Genomic DNA, 18,535 nt, shown 5'->3' with positions numbered 1-18,535 from the left:
GATGCTCATCGAAAAGCGGTGCGGGCCGGAGCGTTTCGCCTCAGCGCTGTGCCGCCAGCGCCCGGCGCCGCGCGGCCACGTCGGCTTCTGTCACGGGGCCGGCACGGTTGCCCCAGCCGCGCCGGATGAAAGTCAGCACGCTGGCCAGCTCCTGGTCGTCCAGCGTCCAGCCATAGCCGGGCATGTGGTAGTCGGTGGCGGCGGTGCCGACGCGCGCGGTCACGGCGCCATCGAGCAGCAGGTTGACCAGCGACGCCGGATCGGGATCGGCCACGGTCGGGTTGCCTGCCAGCGGCGGGAACACGCGCGCAAAGCCCTTGCCGTCTGCGCCATGGCACGGCATGCAGAACACCGCGTACTGGCGTGCGCCCGGCAGGTCGAAGCGGCCCTGGTGCAGTTGCTGCGCGGTGGCCGGATCGGGGCGGAACGGCTTGTCCTCGCCGCGCGCGCCGGGCAGCGACTTGAGGTAGGCGGCCACGGCATCGAGGTCGCCTGCACTCATGTATTGCGTGGCGGTGGAGATGACGGTGGACATTGGCCCGAACGAGGTCGCATGCCCGTTGCGCCCGGTGCGCAGGAACTCGGCAATGTCCGCGCGCGACCATGCGCCGAGGCCGGTGAGCTGGTCGCCGGTCAGGTTGGTCGCGGACCAGCCTTCGACGCTGGCGCCTGACAGGAAGTGGCGGCTGCGCTCGTCCAGGCCTTTTTCTGCGAACAACCGGCCGCGAGGCGTGTGACAGGCACCGCAGTGCGCCACTGCCTGCACCAGGTAGGCGCCGCGGTTCCACGCGTCGCCGCGCGCGGGCTCGGTGCGAACCGGGCCGTCGTCGAGGAACAGCAGGTTCCACACCGACAGCAGCGAGCGCATGCCATACGGAAAGCGCAGCTGCGGCGCCGGGTTGCGCTGCGTCACCGGCGCGACTTCCGCGCGCAGGTAGGCATACAGCGCGGCCACGTCGTCGGCACGCATGCGGGCGTAGGACGGGTACGGCATGGCCGGATACAGGCGCTTGCCGTCGCGCGCCACGCCCTGGCGCAGGGCGCGATCGAACTCGGCCAGCGTATAGGCGCCGATGCCGGTGGCGGCGTCGGGGGTGATATTGGTCGAATGGAGCGTGCCGACGGCGGTGCGGATCGGCAACCCGCCGGCAAATGGCTTGCCGCCTTCGCGGGTATGGCATGCGGCGCAGTTGGCGATGCGCGCGAGATAGCGGCCGCGTTCGACCTGCTGCGCCTCGGTGGCGCCCGCGGCCAGCGCCGGACGAGCAGCCGCGCAGGCAACCAGCAGCGCCAGGGAAAGCCAAAGCCAGGGCAGCCAGGACAGCCAGGACAGCCATTGCGCCGGCAGCAAAGCGGCGGCGCAATGCCGCCCGGTCGGGCGAGACATGGGGTCGATCAGATTGTTGTTGTGATGGGAATGTAACGCGACGCCGCGCTCAGGCTATTGTCATGGCCGGCACGGCGCCTGCCGCTGCCGACGCGTTCGACACGGCCCAGTTGGCGGCCAGCACCAGGCAGGCTACCAGCCCGGCAGCCACGGCCACGCCGGTCAGGATCAGCGGCACGGGACGCAGGTTTTCCAGGTCGCGCTGGTGCTCCTGGCCCTTGCGCAGGCCAAAGAAGCCCCACAGCACGGTCCGCAACAGCCTCAACGGGTTCATTGTCTCTCCTTGCGCGATAGCCTATGGCAACGACAAGCGATTATGGCCGCCGGCCGCCAGGCATAACAGCATCAGATACCCGGAAAATTTACGTATCAGTTGCGGGCCGGAGCGATAATGCCACCACGCCACCCGGCCCCTGACAGCGCCCCCATGAAACGGTACGAAGCCCTCGCCGAAACCCTGGCCGCCGATATCCGCAACGGCAGCCTGCCGCCCGGCACCCGCCTGCCATCGATCCGCAAGACCGTGGCGCAATACGGCGTCAGCCCGTCCACCGCGTTCCAGGCCTACTACCGGCTGGAAGAGCGCGGCCTGGTGCGCGCGCGCGAGCGATCCGGCTACTACGTGGCGGGCCCGGCGCGGCGCGACCTGCCGCAGCCGCAGGCCCGGCCGTCGCGGCAGGCGTCGACCGAGGTCGACATCTCCAAGCTGGTGTTCGCGGTGCTGGAAGGCGCGCGCGACCGCAAGCTGGTGCAGTTCGGCTCGGCCTTCCCCTCACCCGAGCTGTTCCCGTGGGAGCGGCTGGGCAAGTCGCTGGCGCGGGCCGGGCGCGCGCTGGACCCGTGGCATTCGGTCAACGACCTGCCGCCCGGCAACGCGGCGCTGCGGCGGCAGATCGCGCTGCGCTACCTCGGCGCGGGCGCACCCCAACCGGCCGAAGACCTGGTCGTCACCAACGGCGCGCTGGAGGCGCTGAACCTGTGCCTGATGGCCGTGACCCGGCCGGGCGACGTGGTCGCGATCGAGTCGCCGGGCTTCTATGCCGCGCTGCAGGCGCTGGAGCGGCTGCGCCTCAAGGCGCTGGAGATCCCGGTCGATCCGGCCGAGGGCATCGACCTGGGCGCGCTCGACCACGCGCTGTCGCGCCACCCGGTCAAGGCCTGCTGGTTCATGACGCAATTCCAGAATCCGCTCGGCGCGAGCCTGCCGGAAGACAAGAAGAAGGCGCTGGTGGCCCTGCTCGCACGCCACCAGGTGCCGCTGATCGAAGACGATGTCTATGGCGAGCTCTATTTCGGCAACCGCTGCCCGCTGCCGGCCAAGGCCTTCGATACGCAGGGGCTGGTGATGCATTGCAGTTCGTTCTCGAAGACCCTGTCGCCGGGGTTCCGCATCGGCTGGGTGGCGCCGGGACGCTTCGGCGAGGCGATCCAGCGGCTCAAGCTGATGACCACGCTGTCGGCCGGCGTGCCCACCCAGGTGGCGCTGGCCGAGTATCTGCAGCACGGCGGCTACGACAAGCACCTGCGCCGCCTGCGCCATGTGCTGGAGATGCAGCAGGGCCAGATGCTCGACGCCATCGGCCGGCATTTCCCGGAGGGCGTGCGCGTGTCGCGGCCGGATGGCGGGTACTTCCTGTGGGTCGAGTTCGTGCCGGGCTTCGATGCGCTGGCGCTGCACCATGCCGCGCTGGAGGCCGGCATCGGGCTGGCGCCGGGGCCGATCTTCTCGGCACGGCAGGGCTACCGTAATTGCATCCGGCTCAACTACGGGCATTTGTGGAACGACGAGGCGGAGGCGGCGGTCGCCACGCTCGGCCGGCTGATCGCGCAACAGACAACCTAAGAAATCTCAGCGCGCGTCGCGGTGCCGGCGCAGCGCCCATTCCAGCGTCTCGAACGCGGCCTGCACGGCGAGCGCCAGCACCGCGGCCGGGATCGCGCCGGCCAGCAGCAGCGTGGTGTCGTTGAGCGCCAGCCCGGTGGCGATGCGCTCGCCAAAGCCGCCGGCGCCGACGAAGGCCGCGATCGTGGCCGTGCCCACGCTGATGATGGCGGCGGTCTTGACGCCGGCCAGCAGCACCGGCAACGCCAGCGGCAGTTCCACGTAGCGCAGGACCTGGCCGCCGCGCAGCCCGAGCGCGCGGGCCGCGTCGCGCATGCCCGGCGGCACCTGTTCCAGGCCGGTGGCGGTGTTGCGCACGATCGGCAGCAACGCATAGAGGAACAGCGCCACCAGCGCCGGCCACACGCCGATGCGGCCCAGCAGCGGGATCAGCATCGCCAGCAAGGCCAGCGACGGCACGGTCTGCAGCACGCTGACGGCGCCCAGCACCACCTGGCCGGTGCGTCGGCGGCGCGCGGCCAGGATGCCCAGCGGCACGCCGGCCAGCGTGGCAGCGCCGACCGCACCGGCCACCAGCCCGACATGGCGCCGCGCCAGCCGGTCGGTGTCGGGGCCAAGCAGCGCCCCGAGCAGGCGGCGATCGCCGGGACCCGCCGCAGCGGCCGCGGACGCCGGCGCTGCGGCCGCTGCGGTGCCGGGGCTCGGACCATGCGCCAGGAACTCGCGCGCGACGACATCGAACGGCTTGCGGTCGATCTCCGCCGCGGCGTTCATCGCCACCATGTCGGCCGCGCTGATGCGGCCCGACAAGCGCTGCAGCGCCTGCCACGCCTGCGGGAAGCGCTGCGGCACGTCCAGCCGGTACACCACCACGGCGTCATAGCGCGGGAAATAGCGGCGGTCGTCTTCGAGCACGCGCAGCCGGTACTTGAGGATCTTGGCGTCGGTCGAATAGATGTCGATGGCATCCACCTGCCCCGCTGCCAGCGCCTCATAGGCAATGCCGTGGTCCAGCCCGACCGGCTGCTGCGGCAGGCGATAGCGGCTGGCGAGGCCGGACCAGCCGTCCGCCCGACCGAGGAATTCATGCGACAGGCCCAGCCGCAGCCGCGGCTGCGCGGACAGGTCGCTGAGCCGGCGCAGGTTGGGCGGGCGGGTGTCGGAGACGGCCAGTGCGTAGGTGTTTTCAAAGCCGAGCGGGATCGCCGCCCCCAGTCCCAGCGGGGCCAGCGCCCGCTGGATGGCGTCCAGGCCGGCGCCGGGCGGCAGCTTAAGGATTTCCGCGGCGAGCGTGCCGGTGTAGTCGGGATAGAGATCGATGCTGCCGGCCTTGAGCGCCTCGAACACGATCGCGGTGTTGCCCAGCCCTTGCTGGTGCTGCGCGGTGCCACGCGGGCCGGCGGCCTGCGTCAGCAGTTCGCCAAGGATGTAGGACTCGGTAAAGCGCTTGGAGCCGACGCGCAAGGGGTCGGCGGCCTGCACGGGCTCCGCTCCGACGAGTGCTGTCGCGAGCACCCAAAGCGCCACACGCCACAGCGTGGGTTTTTCAGGGATCTGCCGATTGCCACCGAGCCAGGCCAACACATCCGTCCTTTTTGGTGAGCCGGTGTGCGCCCGGCATCTCTACATCATAGCTGGGGCATAGCCTTATCCCGAAATAGTATTTGCCAAATGCATGATGAAAGCCTCAGAATCCAAATTACACATACATCGTCAACGCCAATGGAAATCCGGCAACTGGAAGCCTTCGCCGCCGTCGTGACCACCGGCAGCGTCACCGCCGCGGGCCGCCTGCTTGGCCGCTCGCAGCCGGCCATCACGCGCCTGATCCAGGAACTGGAGGCCGAACTCGGCTTTGCCCTGTTCACCCGCAGCGGCCCGCGCGTCAGTCCGACGGAACAGGGCTTCCTGCTCTACGACGAGGTCGAGCAGACGCTGGCCGGCATGCAGCAGATCCGCAACCGGGCCGCGGCGCTGGCACGCGGCGACGGCCGGCCATTGCGCATCGCGGCCACGCCGGCGCTGGCCGCCGGCCTGCTGCCGTCCGCGCTGGCGCTGGCATTCGAACGCGGCCTGTGCGCGCCGGAACGCGTGGCCGTGCAAGGCGTTTCGCCGGAGCAGGTGGTGCATGCGGTGCTGACCGGCGCCGCCGACATTGGCCTGAACAGCCTGCCGCTGGAACACCGCGGCGTGACCGTGCACTGGATCGGCCAGTCGGCATGCGTGGCGACGCTGCGCGGCGACGATCCGCTCGCGGCGCAAGCGTCGATCTCGCTGCAGGATTGCCGCGCGCGCCGCATCGTCACCATGCAGAACCCCTACCGGCTGCGCCGCCGCGTGGACCGGGCGCTGGCCAGCGCGGGCGTGCCGGCCGCCGGCGTGATCGACACCAATACCTCGATCAACGCACTGACGCTGGTGCGCGCGGGCCTCGGCATCGCGCTGCTGGAGCCCGTGACCGCGCGCGGGCTGCCGCTGGCCGACATCGCGGTACGCCCGATCGACGCGGATATCCCGTTCTACTTCGGCGTCATCACGCCGCAGGCGCGCCCGGCCAGCACCGCGGTGCTGGCGCTGGTGCAGGCGGTGGCCGATGCCGCCGCGGCGCTGCTGCCGGACCTGCTGATGCGCGACCCGGCCGAGCACGGCGCGCTGCTGCAATCGCTGTACGGCGACACCGGCGCTGCCACCGACATGTTTTCACCGGACACCGACCTTCCCAGCCATGACTGACCCCACCACACCCACCCCCGCCGGCCTGCCCGCACTGGAGGCACGCCTGCGCCAGGATCTGTCCTGGCTGGAACTGCCCGCCAGGCCGTGGACCATGCCGCGTACCCACGACGGCCATGACGTGCTCGATGTCGCCGTGATCGGCGGCGGCATGGCCGGCCTCGCGGCCAGCGCCACGCTGGCGCACCTCGGCATCCGCGTGCGCGCCTTTGACCGCGCGCCGGCAGGTTTCGAAGGCCCATGGGCCACCACGGCGCGCATGGAAACGCTGCGTTCGCCCAAGCAGCTGACCGGCCCCGCGCTGGGCCTGCCGGCGCTGACCTTCCGCGCGTGGTTCGAGGCGCAGTTCGGTGAGGCCGCCTGGCAGGCGCTGGACAAGATCCCGCGCCTGCAGTGGATGGACTACCTGCGCTGGTACCGACAGGTGCTGGACCTCGATATCCGCAACGAGCACCGCGTCGAACGGATCGTGCCGCGCGCCGATGGCCTGGTGTCGCTGTCGATGCAGTCCCCCGACGGCCCGCTGACCGTCCTCGCGCGCCGCGTGGTGCTGGCGACCGGCCGCGACGGCCTCGGCGGCGCCTACGTGCCGCCGCTGGCGGAAGCCCTGCCGTGCCACCTGTGGGCGCATTCGTCCGACGAGATGGATTACGCCACGCTGCGCGGCAAGCGCGTGGGCGTGGTCGGCGCCGGTGCGTCGGCAATGGACAGCGCCGCCACCGCGCTCGAAGCCGGCGCGGCCAGCGTCGAGCTGCTGGTGCGGCGCCAGGACATCCCGCGCGTCAACAAGAGCAAGGGCGCCGGCAATCCTGGGCTGACGCACGGCCACTATGGCCTGCCGGATGCCTGGAAATGGCGGCTGCGAAATTACATCAACACCGAGCAGGTGCCACCGCCGCGCGGCAGCACGCTGCGGGTGTCGCGCCACGCCAATGCGCATTTCAATCTGGGCGCGGCGCTGGAGTCGGTCGAAGTGCGTGGCGACGTGCTGCACATCGGCACGCCGCGGGGCACTTTCGAGCTGGATTTCCTGATCTTCTCGACCGGGTTCCGCATCGACCTGGAAACCCGCGCGGAATTTGCCGCCTTTGCCCCGCAGATCCGCTACTGGCGCGACCGCTACGTGCCGCCGGCAGGGCAGGAAGACCGTGAACTGTCCGATTCGCCGGATCTGGGCGAATCGTTTGAATTCCAGGAAAAGACCCCGGGCGTGTGCCCCGGGCTGTCGCGCATCCACTGCTTCTGCTACCCGGCGGCGCTGTCCCACGGCACCATTTCCGGCGATATCCCGGCGATCAGCGATGGCGCGCGCCGGCTTGGCCAGGGCATCGCCGCACTGCTGTACCAGGAAGACGTCGAGCTGCACTACGCCGCGCTGCAGGCCTTTGCCGAACCGGAAGTCTTCGGCGACGAGTGGACCCCGGCGTTGCCGCCGGCGCAGCGCACGGCGCTGGCCTGACCGTAAAACCCTTGAACCGATACCCGAACCAAGAGAGTCCGATGACACAGACCTCCGCCCCCGCGGTCGACCTGATCGACCAGCTTACCGGCCTGGCGCCCGGCAGCGCCACCCATGCGCTGCGCCACCAGCGCAACAAGGTCGTGGCCGCCACCCAGGGCAGCCATGATGCCCTGTTCGACCCGGCCCTGCCCGGCCTGTCGCTCGAGGAACGCCTGCTGGTCGCGCTGTACGCGGCGCGCCTGACGCCGTCCGCGGCGCTGGCGGCGCACTACCGCGCGCGGCTGGAGCAACTCGGCGCCGATGCCGCGCACGTGCGCGCCGCCGCCGCAGGGCAGCCGCAGGACATCGCCGAGCCGCGCCTGCGCGCGATGCTCGCCTTCACCCGCACACTGATCGAAAAGCCCGTCGAAGGCGACAAGGCCGCGCTGCAGGCGCTGCCCGCCGCGGGCCTGAGCACGCCCGCCGTGGTCACGCTGGCACAGCTGATTGCCTTCCTGTCGTACCAGGTCCGCCTCGTCGCCGGCCTGGATGCCTTGAAGGCCTTGAACGACACCGCAGGAGCCCAGGCATGAGCGAGATCATCAAATCCCACGGCTTTACCAATGAAGTGCTCGACTGGAAGGCCTGGCTCGATATCGTCGAACTGGACCAGGCCACGCCCGAGCAGATCGCCGTGCTCGAGGAAAGCCATCCGCAGGCCAAGGTGCAGGACTACTACCGCTTCCTGGTGCACCAGCCCGAGATCCTGCGCCAGCGTTCCACGGCCTTCAACGCCATCATGTACGCGCCCGGCGGCATGCCGCGCGCCGAGCGCGAACTGGCGACCACGGTGGTGTCGCGCATCAATGGCTGCGTGTACTGCGCATCGGTGCATGCGCAGCGCTTCGAGCAGCTGGCCAAGCGCAATGACGTGATCAGGGAAGTGTTCGAGGATCCGCGCACGGCGGGCACTACCGAGCGGGAAAAGGCGATCGCGCAGTTTTCGATCGCGCTGACGGAGCGGCCGGCGGAGGTGACCGCGGCACAGCTCAAGCCGCTGCGCGATGCGGGGGTGACGGATGCGGAGATCCTCGACCTGATCCACTCGGTTGCGATTTTCGCGTGGGCGAACCGGTTGATGCTGAATCTGGGGGAGCCGGTGTTTCCGGATCAGGCTGAGGGCTGAAGGCTGAGTGTTTGCTCCCCTCTCCCGCTTGCGGGAGAGGGGCCGGGGGTGAGGGCCGGCGGCGGCAGTGCTGATGCGGTTCACTCCGTGGAGACTCCCGCCCTCTCCCCCACCCCTCTCCCGCGCGCGCGGGAGAGGGGAGCGTACACCGGGCTCGATGGCCTGCAACTTGCGCTGTCGCAGGACACAGCCTAGCTGTCACCGCCCCCGTAATGCACCGCCAACCAAACCGTCGGCTGCGCTTCGTCAGTCCATGCCACGCGATGCCGGCAATGCGCCGGCAAGTGCAGCCAGTCGCCAGGCCGAATCACATGCTGGCCTGCCTCACCCTCAATCTCCAGCGCGGCACTGCCGCTGACGACCAGCACCCACTCGCCGTCCGCGCTGTCATACCAGAACCCCTCCGGACTGGCCTGCCCGTTGGAGACGATCCGCTCGATCTTCAGGCCAGGCCGCGCCAGCAGCGGCTGGAACACTTCTTCCGCCAGGTTCACCGGCACATCGGCCAGCAAGCTTCCATGCTCGAGCGCCATCACTGCCTCCGGAAGGTCACGTCGCCTCAGTCCGCCGGCCCCGGCGCCAGCACGTCGCGGGCGCCGTTGCGCCCCATCGGCGACACCAGCCCGGCGACTTCCATCTGCTCGATCAGGCGCGCCGCGCGGTTGTAGCCGATGCGCAGCTGGCGCTGCACTGCCGAGATCGAGGCGCGCCGGCTGGTCAGCACGAAGGACGCGGCTTCGTCATACAGCGGATCGGCTTCGCCATCGCCGCCGCCTTCGCCAAACAGGTCGGCGCCGCCGGCCTCGGCCGGGTCGCCGGCCAGGATGGCTTCATCGTAGTCCGGCTCGCCGAATTGCTTCCAGTGCTCCACCACGCGGTGCACTTCCTCGTCGGCGACGAAGGCGCCATGCACGCGCTGCGGGTAGCCGGTGCCCGGCGGCAGGAACAGCATGTCGCCCTGGCCGAGCAGGCTCTCGGCGCCCATCTGGTCGAGGATGGTGCGCGAGTCAATCTTGGACGAGACCTGGAACGCCACCCGCGTCGGGATATTGGCCTTGATCAGCCCGGTGATCACGTCGACCGACGGGCGCTGCGTCGCCAGGATCAGGTGAATGCCGGCGGCGCGGGCCTTCTGGGCCAGGCGCGCGATCAGTTCTTCGATCTTCTTGCCGGCGACCATCATCAGGTCGGCCAGTTCGTCGATCACCACCACGATCATCGGCAGCCGCGACAGCGGTTCGGGCGCGTCCGGCGTCAGCGAGAACGGGTTGGGCACCTTGCGTTCGGCAGCTTCGGCGGCACGGATTTTCTGGTTGTATCCGGCCAGGTTGCGCACGCCCAGCGCCGACATCAGCTTGTAGCGCTTTTCCATCTCGCCGACGCACCAGTTGAGCGCGTGCGCGGCCTGCTTCATGTCGGTGACCACCGGCGACAGCAGGTGCGGGATGCCCTCGTAGACCGAGAGCTCGAGCATCTTGGGGTCGATCATGATCAGGCGCACATCTTCCGGCGTGGCCTTGTACAGCATCGACAGAATCATGGCGTTGACCGCGACCGACTTGCCCGAGCCGGTGGTGCCGGCCACCAGCAGGTGCGGCGCGCGCGCCAGGTCGGTGACCACCGGGTTGCCGGTGATGTCCTTGCCCATCGCCAGCACCAGGCGCGAATGGTGCGCCTGGAACGAGGCCGCCTGGACGATCTCGGACAGCCGGATCATCTGCCGGCGCGCATTGGGCAGCTCCAGGCCCATGCAGGTCTTGCCGGGGATGGTCTCGACCACGCGGATCGAGGTCACGCCGAGCGCGCGGGCGAGATCCTTCATCAGGCCCACGACTTGCGCACCGCGCACGCCCATGGCGGGCTCTACCTCGAAGCGCGTGATGACCGGGCCGGCATCGGCGCCGACCACGGCGACGGGCACCTTGAACTCGGCCAGGCGCTGCGCGATCAGTTCGCCGGTTTCACGAAGGCGCTCTTCCGACACCTGCTCCGACACCTGTTCGCCACTGTCGAGCTGGTTTTCCAGCAGGTCGGCGGGCGGCAGGCGGTAGTCGACCGGGGGGCGCGGCGCGGGCGGTTCGGGAACCGGTGCGGGTGCGGGAGCGGGCTGGCTCGTGGCCAGGGGCACCGTACGGCCGACCACGGCCGGCAGCACGATGCGGGGCTTGGCCACGGGCGCGGCGATCACGGACGGTGCCGGCTCGAACGCGACGGTTGCTTGCGCAGGTTCTGCCGCCTCGAGCGCGGCGGCCGCTACTTCTTCCCCGGGCTCGGTGGCTTCGGTTGGCTCGACGACCTCAGCCGACTCGACGGCCTCAGCAGTTTCGACAACCTCAGCAGTTTCGACAACCTCAGCAGGTTCGACAGCCTCAACAGTTTCAGCCGCCTCGGCAGCAGATTCGCCTGCATCCATATCGGCAACGGCTTCGCCGACCAGACCGTTACCGTCCATCAGCGTTTCCGTGTCCCGGTGAGCGGCAGGTTCGGCCGAAACCGGTACAGCCACGCGCCCCTCCTCCATCGCCGAAGTAGCGACGGCCTGTGCCACGGCACCGGTATCGCGAGTGTCGTCGGACGGCACTGCGCCCACGGGTTGGCTTTCCGGCAGTGTTTCGTCTGCCTGGACCAGGCCGTCTGCCTCGGCCGTCGGCGCAACGTCGATTTCGGCCGCAGCAGCCACCGCGTCGGCAACGTCGCCTGCCGCCGGCGTGATTGCGGGGCCTTCAGGGACTTCGGCGACTTCCGGGGCGGACGCGGGCTGTGCGCCAGCCTTGCCCGCCAGCGCCTGAAGTTCGGCCAGGAGGTCCAGCGCTTCCTGCCGGATCGATGCCAGCGTGACGGTGTCGGCAATGTCCTTGTCGATGGCTGGCAGCGCAGCCGGCTCCTCCGGCGCGGCAGCCAGCGTCGCGGCGTCGGACTCGCCCACAACCGCGTCAGCTGCGACAGTCGTGTTGGCCTCGACCACCGGCGTGTCCAGCACTGCTGGCTCGGCGATGGCAATCGCCGGCTCGACCGCTGCCTGGACAACGCTGGCCGCAGCGGCAGGCGCAGCCACGCCGGTCGGCGCGAGGGACGCCGACGGCGCCGCTGTTGCAGTTGCCGCCGCCTTGGCCTGCGACTCCGGCAATGTCGTAATTGACGAGCGCACCAGTGGCTGCGGTGGTCGGAACGGGCTGCTGACCACGGTCGCACGCGGGGATTGCGCAGGACGCGCGGCAGCCGCTGCCGGTGCTGCAGCCGCAGCGGGCTTGCGCGGAGCCGGTGCGGGCCGTGGCCCCGGCGCCGCCTGCGCAACTGCCTGGGCCGCGCCCGCCGCGCCGGAGGTTGCCGCGGCGCGCACGGTCTTGCCCGCCGCCGGCGCATCGGCAGCATGCAGCCAGATCTCGCCCGGCTGCGGCGGCGATTCACGGGTACGCCGTGGCGGCTGCCAGGCGGGCTGGCGCCGCGCCGAAACCGCTTCGAAGCTGCGGTGGCGCTGGGGCGGCGCGCTCCAGTTGCCCTGGGCGCCGGCGGCGGCCTCGCGGCGTTCGGCGTCGCGCGGCGCCTGCGGCGTGAAGGTATTGGCGAACGGGTTGGTGAAGGCAGGCGCCGGCTCGTCTGCCGGCGCATCAGGGGCCGCCGCGCGGCGCGGCTTGCGCGCGAACAGGCTGCGCCAGGTTTCGCCGAACACCATCGGCGCCGCCAGCGCCAGCACGCCCAGCATCAGCAGCAAGGCGCCGGTCCAGCCAAACAGGTTGCCGGACATGCCGGCAAGCGCGCGGCCGGCGGAACCGCCCGCGGTGGACTCCGGGTCGGCCCCGCCGGTGAGCGCCTCCAGGCAGGCGCTGGCACACAGCACGGCCAGCGTACCGAGCCACGTACGCAGCGAGCCCGGCCCGGCCAGCCGGCGATCGCCGGCAAGCCAGCGCCCGGCCGTCCGCCATACCAGCGGCACCACCCAGAAAGTCGAGAATCCGAACCAGCCCAAACCCATTATCGACATGCCATGTTCAAAACTACGGGCAGCGATTGTAGCGGGTATGGCAGCGGGTCATTGAATCGGAAAGCGCAAATATTCGTAACGCAGCGCGTTTCACCGGTTTTTATCGCTGGTTTCGCTGCTTCATGGCGACAAATCCGCAGCGCCGCTTGGTATGCTCGCCCCACGCTGGCCGGCGCCCCGATGCCGCGCTACCATGCCCGGATGCGCTCGTGCGCCCTCCCCTCCCATGCCGATCCGTTACGCTACCCTGCGCATCCTCGTTGTCGAAGACCACCCGTTCCAGCGGCTCGCGGCCGAGGGACTGCTGCGGCAATTGGGAGTGCAGACCGTGGTGTCGGCGCAGAGCGGCATGCAGGCCGCCGAGTTGCTGGCGCGCCAGCCGTTCGACGCCGTGCTGTGCGACATCGAAATGCCCGGCGGCAATGGCCCGGAACTGATCGCCGAACTGCATCGCCGCGGCGCGCACGCGTTTGCCGGGGCACCGCCGGTCTGGGTCTGGGTTACCGCGCTGGCCGAAGACATCCTGGAATCGAACCGGAGCCTGGCGCATGCCGCGGGTATTGCGCGCGTGCAGGCATTGCGCAAGCCGCTGTCGCGCGATGCCCTGGAAGAAGTCCTGGCCGCCGCGCTGGCCTCCGGCCCGGACGACGACGCACAGGCGCCCGCCTGGTTGCCCGGCGATGTGGAGCTGACCGCCGCGGCGCGCTCGGGCGACGGCCTGCTGGTGATGCTGCAGCCTCAGCACGATCTTGCCAGCGGCCGGCTGGCCGGCGCCGAAGCCCTGGTGCGCTGGCGCCATCCGCTCCACGGGCTGCTGCAGCCCGATGCCTTTATCCCGCGCCTGGAAGCGCTGGATGCCGCCCACCTGGTGTTTGAATTCGTCGTGCGCCAGTGCCTGGCGGCACAGCAGCAGCTGCAAGCCGCAGGCATCGACATCGCGCTGGGCATCAACGCCTCGGCGCAAACCCTGTGCCGGCCGGGCGTGCTGGAACAGCTGGATACGCTGGTGGCAGCCAGCGGCGTGCCGCCGCGCTTGTTGACGGTGGAACTGACCGAAGGCTATCCCGTGCCCGACACGGTGGCGCTGTCGGTCGCGCTGAACCGGCTTCGGCTGAAGGGCTACGGCGTGGCGATCGACGATTTCGGCATCGGCATCGCCACGCTCAAGCTGCTGGCGGACCTGCCCTTTACCCAGCTCAAGCTGGACCGCTATTTCGTCGCGCAGATCGACGGCCACGGCCAGCGCGAAGCCATTTGCCGCCACATGATCGCAATGGCGCGCGACCTGGGGCTGGAATGCGTTGCCGAAGGGGTGGAAACGGAAGCGCAGCGCGCCGCGCTGCGAGCGCTGCACTGCCCGCTTGGCCAGGGCTACCTGTGGTCGGCGCCCAAGCCTGTCGACGCCTTTGTCGCCGAAGCGATCGAGCGCGCGCCGCCTCCGGCTAGCGCGGCCTAAAGCGGCCTAAAGCGGCCTAAAGCGGCGGCCTAAAGCGGCGGCCTAAAGCGGCGGCCTAAAGCATCGGCCTGACACAACCTAACGCGGCCTACTGCCCCGCGCGGAACGGGTATTTGGCGAAGATCTGCCCCACGACCTTGTCGATCCGCTGCTGCGCATCGGCCTTGTCGCCGGTATCCACGCTGCCCACCGCCACGCCTTCCCATACCAGCTTCTTCTCGCGGGCATCGACCAGGTCGATATTGAGCGTGCCTTCGGTGTAGGTATAGACGTCGTTGTAGAAACCATAGCCGGGCCACGGCGCATAGAGGCCGCCGCGATAGCCGTAATAGCCCATCATCGGCGCCGGCGCCGGGCTGACCTGGACCTTTTCCTGAAACCGGGCGTTGAAGTTGACCAGCAGGTCCGGCGACTGCTGCGCGTAGCGGTAGCCGCGCGCGGTCATCTCGCGCTGTACCGCGCCCTTCAGGTACTGGGTGGTCAGGCTCTCGTATCCCTGCCGGTCGGTGCCCGGATGCTCGACGAAGCCGAAACTGCGGTAGGCGCTGAAGTTGGTCGAGCGGTTGTAGTCGGTCTTGATGTCGGGGGCGCTGGCGCAGCCTGCCACGGTCAGCGCCACCGCCACCAGCGGAAAGGACAGGTGGAAGGATTTCACGATACGTCTCCAGAGGCCACGGTCACGCGTCCGCGCCGCACCCTTGTCCATCCACGGCACCGGAACGCCACGGTGCCGCGCGGCACCAGCCCGCGGAAGCTAGTTGAGCTTCCCGTTGATGCCGCCCACGCTGAACCTGCCGGCGCCCAGCAACGCCACCGCCAGCGCCGCAGCCAGGAACATGCCCTGCAGCTCCAGCGCCCAGCCGCCCGTCTTGGATAGCATGCCGAACTCGTTGCTGTGCACCAGGAACAGCGCAAACAGCATGTTGATCGCGACGACGATCGCCGCCAGCCGGCTCCACAACCCGATGATCAGCAGGATCGGCGCCACCACCTCGCCGATATAGACACCATAGGCGACCCAGGCCGGCAATCCCGCATCCGCGACCACCTTCGACACGAAACCGATGCCGGATTCGCCGGTCACCTTGGCGATGCCGTGCAGCAGGATCAGCACGCCAAGCACGATGCGCAGCAGCGCCTTGCCCAAGTCCTGGGAACCCTGAGAGCCACCCATGGCCATTCTCCTTGCCGAGTTGTACGGGAACGGTCTGGCTCCCATGCGCCTTTACCCTCACGCGCGGGTGCCGCCCCTGTACCTTAGTGCGAGCCGGCGTGAAGGTAAAGCCGCAATTGTCGAACTTACGCGCGCTGCTCAGACCACCCTGTGCATGGCGGGCTGCCTCGGTTCAACCATGCCAACCTTGCGCGCGCACTCCGGCAGGATCTCTCCCAGGAAATCGAGAAAGCGCCGGGTCGCCGGCGTGACGCCCTTGCGCGACGGGAACACCGCGTGCAGCGTGCCGACCGGCATCTCATACTGGGGCAGCAGCAGTTCCAGCTGGCCGCTGTCGATGGCGTCGCGGCAGTACATGCGCGGCAGCATGGCCACGCCCACGCCGGCGATCGCGGCCTCGCGCAGCAGCGCGAATTCATCGGTGACCAGGCGCGGGTCGTAGGCGATCTGGGTGGTCTCGCCGGGCTTGCAGCGCAGTGTCCAGACGTGCTTGCCGTCATGCGGGTGCTGGCCCACGCCGGGCATGCCGTCAAGCGCCTGCGGCGTACGCGGCCGGCCGATGCTGTCGAGCAGCCCCGGGCTGGCCACCAGCATCAGCTGGCTCTCGCCGAAGGTGCGCACGGCCAGGCTCGAGTCTTCCATCACCTCGCGCACGCGCAATGCAAGGTCAAAACCCTCGGCGATCACGTCGACACGCCGGTTGGTCGCCTCCAGCTCGATCCGCACCGCCGGATTGGCGCGCATGAAATGCCCGATGGCCGGCGCCAGCAGGATCTGCGCGATCGCCACCGGGCAGCTCACGCGCAGTGTGCCGCCGGGCTGCTCGCGCGCCTGCTCGATCACTTCGCGCGCGGCCTCGGCTTCGTTGAGCATGGCCCGGCAACGTTCGTAGAACGACTCGCCGAGCGGCGTCACGCGCACCTGCCGCGTGGTCCGGCGCAACAGCTGCACGCCCAGGTCGCGCTCCAGCTGGGCGATGCGCCGGCTCAGGCGCGACTTGGGCACGCCGGTGGCACGGCTGGCCGCCGAGAAGCTGCCGTGTTCCACCACCTGCGCGAACAGGGACAGGTCATTGAGGTCTTGCATGATGGTTTGGCGGTGCGTTGCATCGATAGAACAATCATTTGCATTTTGCCTCACTACCGATACCAATGGCCAGCCAGTATCTTTCCTCCATCGCAACCGCACCTTCGTGGAGAAAGACATGAACATCCTGCAGATCGATTCCAGCGTCCTCGGCGACAACTCCGTTTCCCGCAACCTGACCGCCAGCGTGGTGGCCGACCTGGTCGCCGCCAACCCGGAGGCAAAGGTCACCGTCCGCGACCTGGACCAGGATGCGCCGGCGCACCTGTCGGGCAACCTGCTGCCGGTGCTGGGCGGTCCCAAGGATGGCCTGAGCGCCGTGCAGCAAGCCGAGCTGGAGCGCACCGAGCAGTTCCTGGCCGAATTCCTCGCCGCCGACGTGCTGGTGCTGGGCGTGCCGCAGTACAACTTCGGCATCCCGAGCCAGCTCAAGGCCTGGTTCGACCGCATCGCGCAGGCTGGCCGCACCTTCAAGTACACCGAGAACGGCCCGGTCGGCCTGGCCGGCGGCAAGCGCGTGATCGTGGTGTCGTCGCGCGGCGGCGTGCGCCAGGATGCGAATGCGCTGGACCTGCATGAAGTCACCGTCGACGTGGTGCTGCGCTTCCTGGGCATCACCGACATCACCTACGTGCGCGCCCACGGCCTGGCCATGGGTCCGCAGTTCCGCGAAGCCGGGCTGGCCAACGCCCGCACCGAAGTCGCGGCGCTGAACGACGCCACCCGGCTGGCCGCCTGAATGGCTTGCGGGAATGGCTGACTGAAGCCGGCGGGCCGCGGCGCACCGTGTAGGACGGCGCCTGCTCGCCCCGGCAACGGATCGGGTCTATGATGGATCGGGGCGCTGCGGCGCCCCGCGTGCCATGGGCGGCACGCTGGCGCAGCCCGCAAGGGCGCGCCCGCCGGCCGCCTGCAGTCATCGATCGATCCATCCCCGGGAGCCCGCATGACTTCAGCCCTGTTGCCCGCCGCCGCCCTCCATCCTCCGCACGAACCCGCCCTGCTTTCGCAGTATCGCCACGTCCGCGCCAGCACCGAGACGCTGGTGGCCGACCTGTCCGATGCCGATGCCACCGTGCAGTCGATGGACGACGCCAGCCCGGCAAAATGGCACCTGGCGCACACCACCTGGTTCTTCGAGGAATTCGTGCTGGCCGCGCGCCTCCCCGGCTACGAGCCGGTGGATCCGGACTACCGCTACCTGTTCAACTCCTATTACGAAGCGGTTGGCCCGCGCCATCCGCGCCCGTGGCGCGGTTTGCTGACGCGCCCGTCGCTGGACGAGGTGCTGGCCTACCGCGAGGCCGTGGACGAGTCGATGATGGCGCTGCTCGGCAGCGCCCAGACCGACGCCGAGGCCGCGCTGATCACGCTCGGCCTGCAGCACGAGCAGCAGCACCAGGAACTGTTGCTGACCGACATCCTGCACCTGTTCGCGCAGAATCCGCTGCGGCCGGCCTTTGCGCCGGAGCTGCCCGAGCCGGTGATCGCGGACCCGCGCCCGGCGCCCGACTGGATCGGCTTCGACGGCGGCGTGGTCGAGATCGGCCATCGCGGCGAGAGCTTTGCCTTTGACTGCGAAGGGCCGCGCCACAAGGTTTACCTGCAGCCGTTCACGCTGTGCTCGCACCCGGTCACCAACCGCCAGTGGTTCGAGTTCATCGACGACGGCGGCTACCAGACCGCCGGCCTGTGGCTGTCCGACGGCTGGCGCTGGGTCGGCGAGCAAGGCATCCAGGCGCCGCTGTACTGGGAAGCGCGCGAAGGCACGTGGTGGCAGATGACGCTGCGCGGCATGCATCCGGTCGATCCGGACAGCCCGGTCACGCATATCAGCTTCTTCGAGGCCGACGCGTTCGCACGCTGGGCCGAGCGGCGGCTGCCGACCGAGGCGGAATGGGAGCACGCCGCGCGCAGCCTGCCGGCCACGGGGAATTTTGTCGAAGGGCGCGCGCTGCGGCCGCTGCCGGACAGGCAGAACACCTCGGGCGTGCTGCGCCAGATGTTCGGCGATGTCTGGGAATGGACCGGGAGCGCCTTCCTGCCTTATCCTGGGTTCCGTCCCAACGCCGGCGCGGTAGGCGAGTACAACGGCAAGTTCATGAGCAGCCAGATGGTGCTGCGCGGCGGGTCGTGCGTCACGCCCGAATCGCATATCCGGGCGACCTACCGCAATTTCTTCTATCCGCACCAGCGCTGGCAGTTTACCGGCGTGCGGCTGGCGGACGACGTCTAGGCGCTGACCAG

General features: G+C 69.5%; 14 protein-coding genes and 1 pseudogene. 7 read left to right on the top strand and 8 right to left on the bottom strand.

The window, feature by feature from the left end:
* Positions 1–40 precede the first annotated feature (40 nt).
* Together JTE92_RS19450 and JTE92_RS19445 are read right to left on the bottom strand one after the other, a co-directional pair.
* The gene (locus tag JTE92_RS19450; protein WP_063241824.1) at positions 41–1,387 is read right to left on the bottom strand and encodes a c-type cytochrome; all 1,347 of its coding nucleotides are present in this window, start codon (positions 1,385–1,387) and stop codon (positions 41–43) included.
* A 49-nt stretch (positions 1,388–1,436) separates the two neighbouring features.
* On the bottom strand, positions 1,437–1,661 hold the full coding sequence (locus JTE92_RS19445; RefSeq protein ID WP_063241825.1) for a DUF2970 domain-containing protein: 225 nt from the start codon (positions 1,659–1,661) through the stop codon (positions 1,437–1,439).
* Positions 1,662–1,814: 153 nt separating this feature from the next.
* Between JTE92_RS19445 and JTE92_RS19440 the strand changes: the two genes are divergently transcribed.
* On the top strand, positions 1,815–3,230 hold the full coding sequence (locus JTE92_RS19440) for an aminotransferase-like domain-containing protein (protein WP_063241826.1): 1,416 nt from the start codon (positions 1,815–1,817) through the stop codon (positions 3,228–3,230).
* Between the two features lie 6 nt (positions 3,231–3,236).
* On the opposite strand, the gene JTE92_RS19435 is transcribed toward JTE92_RS19440, so the two are convergent.
* Positions 3,237–4,745 (bottom strand): glycine betaine ABC transporter substrate-binding protein, encoded by a 1,509-nt coding sequence (locus JTE92_RS19435; RefSeq protein WP_063241827.1) that lies wholly within the window; start codon positions 4,743–4,745, stop codon positions 3,237–3,239.
* A 207-nt stretch (positions 4,746–4,952) separates the two neighbouring features.
* On the opposite strand from JTE92_RS19435, the gene JTE92_RS19430 reads away from it, so the two are divergent.
* The 3 genes and pseudogenes from JTE92_RS19430 (at position 4,953) to JTE92_RS30840 (ending at position 8,590) form a co-directional block, all read left to right on the top strand.
* On the top strand, positions 4,953–5,963 hold the full coding sequence (locus JTE92_RS19430; RefSeq protein WP_063241828.1) for a LysR family transcriptional regulator: 1,011 nt from the start codon (positions 4,953–4,955) through the stop codon (positions 5,961–5,963).
* Positions 5,956–7,422 (top strand): flavin-containing monooxygenase, encoded by a 1,467-nt coding sequence (locus tag JTE92_RS19425; RefSeq protein WP_063241829.1) that lies wholly within the window; start codon positions 5,956–5,958, stop codon positions 7,420–7,422. The genes JTE92_RS19430 and JTE92_RS19425 overlap by 8 nt, the downstream gene beginning before the upstream one ends.
* Before the next feature lie 41 nt (positions 7,423–7,463).
* Positions 7,464–8,590: pseudogene (locus JTE92_RS30840) on the top strand (CMD domain protein).
* 191 nt (positions 8,591–8,781) lie between these two features.
* Here JTE92_RS30840 and JTE92_RS19410 read toward each other — a convergent pair.
* Both JTE92_RS19410 and JTE92_RS19405 read right to left on the bottom strand, forming a co-directional pair.
* A complete protein-coding gene (locus JTE92_RS19410) occupies positions 8,782–9,123 on the bottom strand; it encodes a cupin domain-containing protein (protein WP_063241832.1) in 342 nt (113 codons plus the stop codon).
* A gap of 26 nt (positions 9,124–9,149) precedes the next feature.
* Positions 9,150–12,563 (bottom strand): DNA translocase FtsK 4TM domain-containing protein, encoded by a 3,414-nt coding sequence (locus tag JTE92_RS19405; protein ID WP_063241833.1) that lies wholly within the window; start codon positions 12,561–12,563, stop codon positions 9,150–9,152.
* A gap of 235 nt (positions 12,564–12,798) precedes the next feature.
* Between JTE92_RS19405 and JTE92_RS19400 the strand changes: the two genes are divergently transcribed.
* Entirely contained in the window at positions 12,799–14,028 is a 1,230-nt protein-coding gene (locus JTE92_RS19400; RefSeq protein WP_063241834.1) for an EAL domain-containing response regulator, read from the top strand.
* 88 nt (positions 14,029–14,116) lie between these two features.
* On the opposite strand, the gene JTE92_RS19395 is transcribed toward JTE92_RS19400, so the two are convergent.
* The 3 genes from JTE92_RS19395 to JTE92_RS19385 form a co-directional block, all read right to left on the bottom strand.
* Entirely contained in the window at positions 14,117–14,734 is a 618-nt protein-coding gene (locus JTE92_RS19395) for a DUF4136 domain-containing protein (RefSeq protein WP_084254805.1), read from the bottom strand.
* 48 nt (positions 14,735–14,782) lie between these two features.
* Complete coding sequence (locus JTE92_RS19390) at positions 14,783–15,202, bottom strand: DoxX family protein (RefSeq protein ID WP_063241836.1); 420 nt, start codon at positions 15,200–15,202, stop codon at positions 14,783–14,785.
* 138 nt (positions 15,203–15,340) lie between these two features.
* Positions 15,341–16,288 (bottom strand): LysR family transcriptional regulator, encoded by a 948-nt coding sequence (locus JTE92_RS19385; RefSeq protein ID WP_063241837.1) that lies wholly within the window; start codon positions 16,286–16,288, stop codon positions 15,341–15,343.
* Between the two features lie 118 nt (positions 16,289–16,406).
* Here JTE92_RS19385 and JTE92_RS19380 point away from each other — a divergent pair, with 118 nt between their 5' ends.
* Both JTE92_RS19380 and egtB read left to right on the top strand, forming a co-directional pair.
* Positions 16,407–17,027 carry an FMN-dependent NADH-azoreductase gene (locus tag JTE92_RS19380; protein WP_063241838.1) on the top strand — a complete coding sequence of 207 codons (621 nt, stop codon included), beginning with the start codon at positions 16,407–16,409 and terminating at the stop codon, positions 17,025–17,027.
* A 207-nt stretch (positions 17,028–17,234) separates the two neighbouring features.
* Positions 17,235–18,524, top strand: coding sequence for an ergothioneine biosynthesis protein EgtB (gene egtB / locus JTE92_RS19375; protein WP_063241839.1), 1,290 nt, complete (start codon positions 17,235–17,237; stop codon positions 18,522–18,524).
* Positions 18,525–18,535: the final 11 nt, after the last annotated feature.

Origin of the sequence: Cupriavidus oxalaticus, assembly GCF_016894385.1 — a bacterium.
Classification (GTDB): domain Bacteria; phylum Pseudomonadota; class Gammaproteobacteria; order Burkholderiales; family Burkholderiaceae; genus Cupriavidus; species Cupriavidus oxalaticus.
The sequence above is the reverse complement of the archived record's forward strand: the minus strand, read 5'-3'. Positions and strand labels throughout refer to the sequence as shown.